The 6,973-nt window shown below is 71.7% G+C and carries 9 protein-coding genes and 3 pseudogenes; 5 read left to right on the top strand and 7 right to left on the bottom strand.

What is annotated here, in order from left to right:
* A partial coding sequence (locus BJF79_RS42645; protein ID WP_143220871.1) for an FAD-dependent oxidoreductase occupies positions 1-644 on the bottom strand: 644 nt, incomplete at its 3' end.
* 167 nt (positions 645-811) lie between these two features.
* Here BJF79_RS42645 and BJF79_RS42640 point away from each other — a divergent pair.
* Positions 812-1,108 (top strand): ArsR/SmtB family transcription factor, encoded by a 297-nt coding sequence (locus tag BJF79_RS42640; RefSeq protein ID WP_262403424.1) that lies wholly within the window; start codon positions 812-814, stop codon positions 1,106-1,108.
* A gap of 34 nt (positions 1,109-1,142) precedes the next feature.
* Here BJF79_RS42640 and BJF79_RS42635 read toward each other — a convergent pair whose 3' ends face one another.
* Positions 1,143-2,249, bottom strand: a complete 1,107-nt coding sequence (locus tag BJF79_RS42635; protein ID WP_075906000.1) for a flavin-containing monooxygenase — start codon at positions 2,247-2,249, stop codon at positions 1,143-1,145.
* Positions 2,250-2,345: 96 nt separating this feature from the next.
* Between BJF79_RS42635 and BJF79_RS64300 the strand changes: the two genes are divergently transcribed.
* On the top strand, positions 2,346-2,753 hold the full coding sequence (locus BJF79_RS64300) for an ArsR/SmtB family transcription factor (RefSeq protein WP_083734654.1): 408 nt from the start codon (positions 2,346-2,348) through the stop codon (positions 2,751-2,753).
* 75 nt (positions 2,754-2,828) lie between these two features.
* Here the strand turns inward: BJF79_RS64300 and BJF79_RS42625 are convergent.
* From BJF79_RS42625 to BJF79_RS42615, 5 genes and pseudogenes are all read right to left on the bottom strand, one after another.
* A pseudogene (locus BJF79_RS42625) lies at positions 2,829-3,175 on the bottom strand (arsenate reductase ArsC).
* A gap of 95 nt (positions 3,176-3,270) precedes the next feature.
* Positions 3,271-3,414, bottom strand: coding sequence for a hypothetical protein (locus tag BJF79_RS66185; RefSeq protein ID WP_316043561.1), 144 nt, complete (start codon positions 3,412-3,414; stop codon positions 3,271-3,273).
* A gap of 44 nt (positions 3,415-3,458) precedes the next feature.
* Positions 3,459-3,614: pseudogene (locus BJF79_RS66180) on the bottom strand (hypothetical protein); the annotation flags it as partial.
* Between the two features lie 191 nt (positions 3,615-3,805).
* Positions 3,806-3,865, bottom strand: a pseudogene (locus BJF79_RS67910) (hypothetical protein); the annotation flags it as partial.
* A gap of 20 nt (positions 3,866-3,885) precedes the next feature.
* The gene (locus BJF79_RS42615; RefSeq protein WP_075905998.1) at positions 3,886-4,602 is read right to left on the bottom strand and encodes a helix-turn-helix domain-containing protein; all 717 of its coding nucleotides are present in this window, start codon (positions 4,600-4,602) and stop codon (positions 3,886-3,888) included.
* A gap of 108 nt (positions 4,603-4,710) precedes the next feature.
* Here BJF79_RS42615 and BJF79_RS42610 point away from each other — a divergent pair, with 108 nt between their 5' ends.
* Genes BJF79_RS42610 through BJF79_RS42600 form a run of 3 tightly spaced genes read left to right on the top strand, consistent with a single transcriptional unit; the run spans position 4,711 to position 6,727 of the window.
* The gene (locus BJF79_RS42610) at positions 4,711-4,998 is read left to right on the top strand and encodes an ArsR/SmtB family transcription factor (protein WP_262403423.1); all 288 of its coding nucleotides are present in this window, start codon (positions 4,711-4,713) and stop codon (positions 4,996-4,998) included.
* Positions 4,989-6,101: an ACR3 family arsenite efflux transporter gene (gene arsB / locus BJF79_RS42605; RefSeq protein ID WP_075905994.1), complete on the top strand. Its 1,113-nt coding sequence runs from the start codon at positions 4,989-4,991 to the stop codon at positions 6,099-6,101. The genes BJF79_RS42610 and arsB overlap by 10 nt, the downstream gene beginning before the upstream one ends.
* Positions 6,098-6,727, top strand: a complete 630-nt coding sequence (locus BJF79_RS42600; RefSeq protein WP_075905992.1) for a hypothetical protein — start codon at positions 6,098-6,100, stop codon at positions 6,725-6,727. Before arsB ends, BJF79_RS42600 begins: the two co-directional genes overlap by 4 nt.
* The last annotated feature ends 246 nt before the right edge of the window (positions 6,728-6,973 follow it).

Here is a 6,973-nt window from a genome sequence, read left to right as displayed (position 1 = left end):
GGGTTGGCGTTGCCCCAGGTGCCGGACGCGTCGATGACGGCGCGGGCGTCGATGTCGCGGACCGTCCCGTCGGCCTCGCGGACGCGCACCAGCAGCGGACGCTCGTCGCGGCCGATCGTCCGGGTGGCGTCGACGCCGCGGCGGGTGACGGCGAGGACGCGGGTGCGGGTGCGGACGCGTCCGTCCAGTGCGGACACCCGCGACAGCGGCACGAGGTAGCCGTCGACGAGTTCGGCGCCCGTGGGCAGATGGTCGGGGTCGGGAAGAACCCAGCCGGTGGCCTGGAGGAGGCGGCGGGCGGCGGCGTCGGTGTCGTAGCGCCAGGGCGAGAACAGCCGGACGTGGCCCCACTGGCGGACGGCCGCGCCGACTTGGTCGCCCGCTTCGAGGACGAGGAAGTCGAGGCCGCGTTCGGCCAGGTGCGCGGCGGTGGCCAGCCCGACCGGCCCGGCCCCGATCACCACGACCGGCAGGCCCTGCCCGTCGTCCTTTCCGGTGACGCAGCCGCAACCGGCATCGGTCTTGGCCTGGTGGGCGGTGACGCCCGACTCCAGGGGCTGCTCGGCGTCGGTGCAGCAGGCGCTCACGCCGCAACAGCCGTTCGGCCCGGTGGCGGCGTCCTGCGGGCCGGTGTCGGTGCTCATCGTTGACTCCTTCGTCGATGGCGGGGCAGCTGATTCGAAGTACGTCTAAACAGGCATCTAGTTTGCGACCTTGCCTAGACAGGTGTCAAATTAGATGTATGTCTAAGTTGCGGGGTTCTGCGGACGACGGTGCTCGAGCGTGCTGCGCGCCGCTGAGCGGCCCGGCCATGAGCGAGGACGAGGCCGCCGAACTCGCCGGGGTGTTCAAGGCGCTGGCCGATCCGGTCCGGCTGCGGCTGCTGAACATGATCGCCTCGGCCGAGGACGGTGAGGCGTGCGTCTGCGATCTGACCGGGCCGTTCGAGTTGTCGGGGCCGACGATCTCCCACCACCTGAAGGTGCTGCGCAACGCCGGTCTGATCGAGGGCGAGCGGCGCGGGACGTGGGTGTACTACCGGGTCGTCGGCGAGCAGGTGACCCGCCTGTCGGGGCTGTTCGCGCTGCCCGTCCTCGTCGGCAGTTGACCCCCGCGAGGCCTCGCCGAACCATGCAGGGGGCTCAGTTCGCGGCCTGCGTCGGCTTCTTGTCTCCGGTCTGGGATTGCTTGAGCAGCCGGGTGAGGACGTGGCGGGCGTCGGCGCCGACGCCGCGCAGGGTGGCCGAGGCGAACGAGCGCTGCCATTCCAGCCCGACGTATCCCAGGCCCGGGTGGGTGGTCGAGACGCCGCCGCGGTGGCGCGGCAGCCCGCCGTCGTCCAGGGCGCCCAGGCCGGTGAGATAGTCGACGCCGGGCCGGTAGCCGGTGGCCAGAAGCACCACGTCGACGTGCTCGCGCGTGCCGTCGCCCCAGATCACTTGGTCGCCGTCGAGCCGGGTGAACATCGGGCGGCGGTCGGGATTGCCGGTCGCGATGGCGTCGCGGTAGGTGCCGGTGTCCATGACCGGGGTGCCCTTGCCGCCGGTCAGCAGCGGTTTGGCCCAGCCTGCGGTGTCCAGGCCGGTGCGCTGCAGCCAGATGTGCACGTCCCGTCCGGCGATCCGCTGCGGCATGAACCGCAGCGGGTGGCGGGTCGCCAGGGTGACGTCGGCGACCCCGGCGAGCTCGATGGCGATCTGCACCGCCGAGTTGCCGCCGCCCACGATCACCACCCGCTTGCCCGCCAGCGGCTCGGGACGCCGATAGTCCGACGAGTGCAGCACCGTCCCGTCGAAGGTGTCCAGGCCCGAGAGTGCGGGACGGTGCGGTCGGCTGAACGCCCCCGTCGCCGCGACCACCAGCGGTGCAGTCAACTCCTCCCCGCCGGATACGGCGATCCGGAACCCGTCCCCGCCCTGCGTCGAGGCGCCCCGGTCGACTCGTTCGACGCGATGGCCGGTGCGGACGTCGGCGTCCAGCCGTTTCGCATAACCGGACAGATACGCCACCACCTCGTCCCGTGTCGGGTAGCCGTCGGGATCGCCCGGGAAATCGGCGCCGGGCAGTGCGCTGCGGCGGGCCGGGGAGAACAGGGTGAGGCTCTCGTAGTAGTGCGGCCAGGACCCTTCGGCCCGGTCGGCCGCCTCCAAGACGATCGGAGCCAAACCCAGGTCCCGGGCGACGCGGGCCGTTGCCAGCCCTGCCTGCCCGCCGCCGATGACGATCAGCGATGCGGTGTGCGTGCTCATGCCCGCAACATATCGCCACTTTCTTATATGTCAATATGACGATGTGTCGCGTAGGGTGGGGAGGCGGCGTCCGGGCCGGAGGACGGGAGGAACCGGGTGACCACACAGCCTGCGGCCCGAGGGGCGGCAGAACCGGACACGCCGGCCCACGACGGCGACCGGGACGGACCCCCGGCCGGATGCGACGGCACCGCGCCGCTCGGCCCGGGAGCACGCCAGTTCCTCAAGGCGCTGGCCAGCGAGCAGCGGCAGCAGATGCTGGAACTGTTCACCGGCGGCGTCGAGATCACCGTCGGCGCCGTCGCCGAGCGCCTGGCCATCTCCCAGCCGGCCGCGTCCCAGCAGCTGGCGATCCTGCGCCGCGGCGGCCTGCTCACCTCCCGCAAGGTCGGCAAGCAGGTCCGCTACCGCGTCGACTCCGCCGCAGTCGACGCCTCCCTCACCGAACTGCGCACGTACCTGCACACCTGCTGCCCGCCGCCGAAGCCCGAGCCGTCCGGCTGACCGCGGGGGCGCCCGAACGTGCGGCGCGCAATCAATGAGTACCGGGAAGGGCCGCGGCGCGGGGCTCCCGGGCGCTCAGAGGTCGGCCAGTTCGCCGATCAGCGTCTCGATCCGGGCGCGGATCTCGTCCCGGATAGGCCGGATCGCCTCCACACCCTGCCCGGCGGGGTCGTCGAGTTTCCAGTCGAGGTAGCGCTTGCCGGGGAAGACCGGGCAGGTGTCGCCGCAGCCCATGGTGATGACCACGTCGGACGCCCGCACCGCGTCGATCGTCAGGATCTTGGGCGACTCGGCGGAAACGTCGATGCCCTCCTCGGCCATCGCCGCCACCACGGCCGGGTTCACCCGGTCGGCCGGCTCGGACCCGGCGACCGCACCTCGACGGCGTCCCCGGCCAGGTGGGTGAGGTAGGCGGCGGCCATCTGCGAGCGTCCGGCGTTGTGCACGCACACGAACAGCACGCTCGGCTTGCCGGACGTTCCGGGGGCGCCATTGCCGGTCGTCGCCGGGTTGTGGGTCACGCGTTCTCCTTGTGCCGGATGGTGGTGAGCAGGTCGGTGACGAGAAGATCGAGCTCGTCGCGGATAGGGCGGACTTCGGGCAGGGGCCGTCCGGCCGGATCGGGCACGCCCCAGTCGAGGTAGCGGATATCTGGCAGCACCGGGCACGGCCCCCGCAGCCGAGAGTGACCACCAGGTCGGCCGCCGCGACCAGTTCGTCGGTCAGCGGCTTAGGGAACTTCGGAGACAGATCCACCCCGATCTCCTGCATCGCCTCGACGATGACGAGTTCGAGGTCGGCGGCGGGCGCGGTCCCCGCGCTGCGGGCGTGGAGACGCCCGGCGCCACGGACCGCGGCCATCTGGGAGCGGCCTGCGTTCCCGGAACAGACGAACAGCACCTCCGGCACCGGTTTGCCGCGGCGGCCCTCAGCCTGGGTGAGCGCGGCCAGCCGCACGGCGGCGAACCGTTCGGTGAGCACGACCAGATGGGCCTCGACGCGCGAGGCGCCCGCAGCCGCTCGTAGGAATCGGCGACCAGCCGCCCGATCGTCTCGGCGGAGGCGAGCCCGTGGAACCGGACGGCAAGCCGCGCCGCGATCCGCTCGAACACCGCCCGCTCACCGGTCCCGTTCACGCCGATCTCCCCGGAGCAGGCGTGTCCACGGCCGTGGCGAGCCGCCCCACGCGATGCCGGATGAGGGCCAGCGCCTCCTCGAAGGCCGCGTCGGTGTCGGCGCGCACCGGATCCGGGACCGACCAGTGCAGACGGTCCATGCTCGTTCCGGCCGACCGCCGGTCCAGGTGCTCGTGGGCGTTGTCGCACACGGCGACGACGAGGTCGCCGGGCTCCAGGACGTCCCGGACGTGCGCGGTGCCCCCGGCCGGAAGGTCGAGCCCGTGAGCCCGCGCGGTCGTGACCGTCCGGGGGTGCACGTGCGGGCTCGGCCGCGTCCCCGCCGACGCCGCGGGCACCGGGCTGCGCCGCGCCCACAGCGCGGCGGCGAGCTGGGATCGCGCGGAGTTGTGCGTGCACACGAACACCACGCGGGGCGGCCGGGCCAGGTCCTGCACGGCCGCAGGCACCAAACCGTCCAGCGTCTCGGAGACCAGGCGGACGTAGCTGCGGCGGCGATCGGCCTCGGAACGCCCCCGGACCACCAGGCCCGCCCGCTCCAGCACCCCGAGGTGATGCGCCAGCAAGTTGGACGGCAGGCCGAGCCGCGCGCCGAGCTCCTTCGGCGAGACGTCCTGCAGCGCCAGGGCGTCCACCATCGCCAGCCGGACCGGTTCGGCCAGCGCGGCGTGCACGGCCGCCCGCCGCACCAGGCGAGATCGCTCAGCATCCATTGACTCAATGTATGTTGAGGAAAATTACCCGGTCAAGCGGCACGAACACGGGCATTCGGGCGCAACAGATATCATCAGTCTGTGCTGATATCAACAGACGCTGATGTGTTGCGGGCCCTGGCCGACCCGCTGCGCGCCCGGATAGTGCAACTGCTGGCGGTCGAGGCGCTGTGCGTGTGCCACCTGGTCGAGGAGACCGGAGCCCGGCAAACCAACATTTCCAACCACCTGCGTGTCCTGCGCGACACCGGACTGGTGGAGACCGAGCCGTGCGGCCGGTTCACCTACTACCGGCTCCGGCCCGAACCCCTGCGGGCCGCGTCCGCCCGGCTGGACGAGCTGGCCGGCGCCGCCGAGGCCGCCCGCGCCCAGACCCGGAAGAGGCCATGCCCGTGACGTCCTCGCCCACCACGCAAGCCCCGGCTTCCGAAGCGGGGCTCGTCGGCAAGCTGTCCACTCTCGACCGCTTCCTGCCGGTGTGGATCATCGCCGCGATGGCGGCCGGGCTCCTCCTCGGCCGTGCCGTCCCCGGCATGGACGACGCACTGTCCAAGGTCGAAGTCGGCGGCATCTCCCTCCCGATCGCGCTCGGGCTGCTGGTGATGATGTACCCGGTGCTGGCCAAGGTCCGCTACGACCGCCTCGCCACCGTCACCGGCGACCGCCGCCTGATGGCCTCCTCGATCGTCCTCAACTGGATCATCGGCCCCGCGCTGATGTTCGCGCTCGCCTGGACCTTCCTGCCCGACCTGCCCGAGTACCGCACCGGCCTCATCATCGTCGGGCTCGCCCGCTGCATCGCGATGGTCATCATCTGGAACGACCTCGCCTGCGGCGACCGCGAGGCCGCCGCCGTCCTGGTCGCCCTCAACTCGATCTTCCAGGTCATCGCCTTCGGCGGCCTCGGCTGGTTCTACCTCCAGATCCTCCCCGGATGGCTCGGCCTGGCCACCGACGACCTGCACTTCTCCACCGGCAAGATCATCATCAACGTGCTCGTCTTCCTCGGCGTCCCCCTGCTGGCCGGTTACCTCACCCGCCGCTATGGAGAGAAGACCAGGGGCCGCGACTGGTACGAGAACCGCTTCCTGCCGCGCATCGGCCCCACCGCCCTGTACGGACTACTGTTCACCATCGTGATCCTGTTCGCCCTGCAAGGCGAAACGATCACCTCCCAGCCGGCCGACGTGGCACGCATCGCACTGCCGCTGCTGGTGTACTTCGCGGTCATGTGGGGCGGCTCCTACGCCCTCGGACGCGGCATCGGCCTGCCCTACGACCGCACCGCCACCCTCGCCTTCACCGCCGCAGGCAACAACTTCGAACTGGCCATCGCCGTCGCCATCGGCACCTTCGGCGTCACATCCGGGCAGGCCCTGTCCGGCGTCGTCGGCCCCCTCATCGAAGTGCCGGTCCTGGTCGCCTTGGTCTACGTCTCCCTCTGGCTGCGCCGCCGTATCGACTCCCGGTCGGCTGAATCGCAGGGAGCGCGAGGTTGACCTCCGCCTCCCCGCAACCCGGCCTGGTCGACGTCGTGGTGATCGGCGCGCCCGGGCCGGTCTGGCCGCCGGTTTCCTACCTGCGCCGGGCCGGCCTGGACTTCGCGATCCTCGACGCGCACGACGAGCCCGGCGGCGCATGGAGGCACACCCGGCCCTCGCTCCGCCTGTTCCCGCCCGCCCAGTACAGCTCCCTGCCCGGCCGTCCCATGCCCGCCACCGACGGCTACCCCGACGCGACGCACGTCGTCGCCGACCTGTCCGCCGACCTCGACATCAAGACGTCCTGGGCTACCCCGCGCCCACCACGTCTTCTCCTAGTCCACGTGGACGGCCGCGCCCTGTTCAAAATCGCCACCCGCCGACGCGCGGCCATCCTCTCCGGAGCCGACGACGACGGAGGTGTGGCCGACCTCGGCGACATCGTCGCCGTCCCGCCCGTCCGCGCTGCACGCGAACGCGGAGACCTCCACGCCCACCCCATGTTCGACCGGCTCACCACCACCGGCATCGCCCGGCCCGACGGCACCCGCCTGGACTGCGACCCCATCATTTGGGCACCGGCTTCCGCCCTGCGCCACCTCGCCCTGCTCCGGCTCCGTGACGGCGACGGCACATCCGCCTGACCGGTACCCACGCTGAACCCCGCCTCCACCCCATCGGCTACGGAGATTGGACCGGCCCCGGCCCCGCCACCCCCATCGGCTCCGGCATCAACGCCCGAGACGCCGTCAACACCATCGCCCGCGACCCGGCGGGGGACCCGTTGGGCGCGGAGCCGTCCGGAGTTGAGCTCAAGCCATCAACACCGACAGGGCAGCGCATCCGAAATGCCTGGCCACCGCCGAGGAGCAGCGATCCGCACCTGCCAC

Origin of the sequence: Actinomadura sp. CNU-125 (assembly GCF_001942465.1) — a bacterium.
Taxonomy (GTDB): Bacteria; Actinomycetota; Actinomycetes; order Streptosporangiales; family Streptosporangiaceae; genus Spirillospora.
Note: the sequence above shows the minus strand (reverse complement) of the source record. Positions and strands in the feature narration are given on the sequence as shown.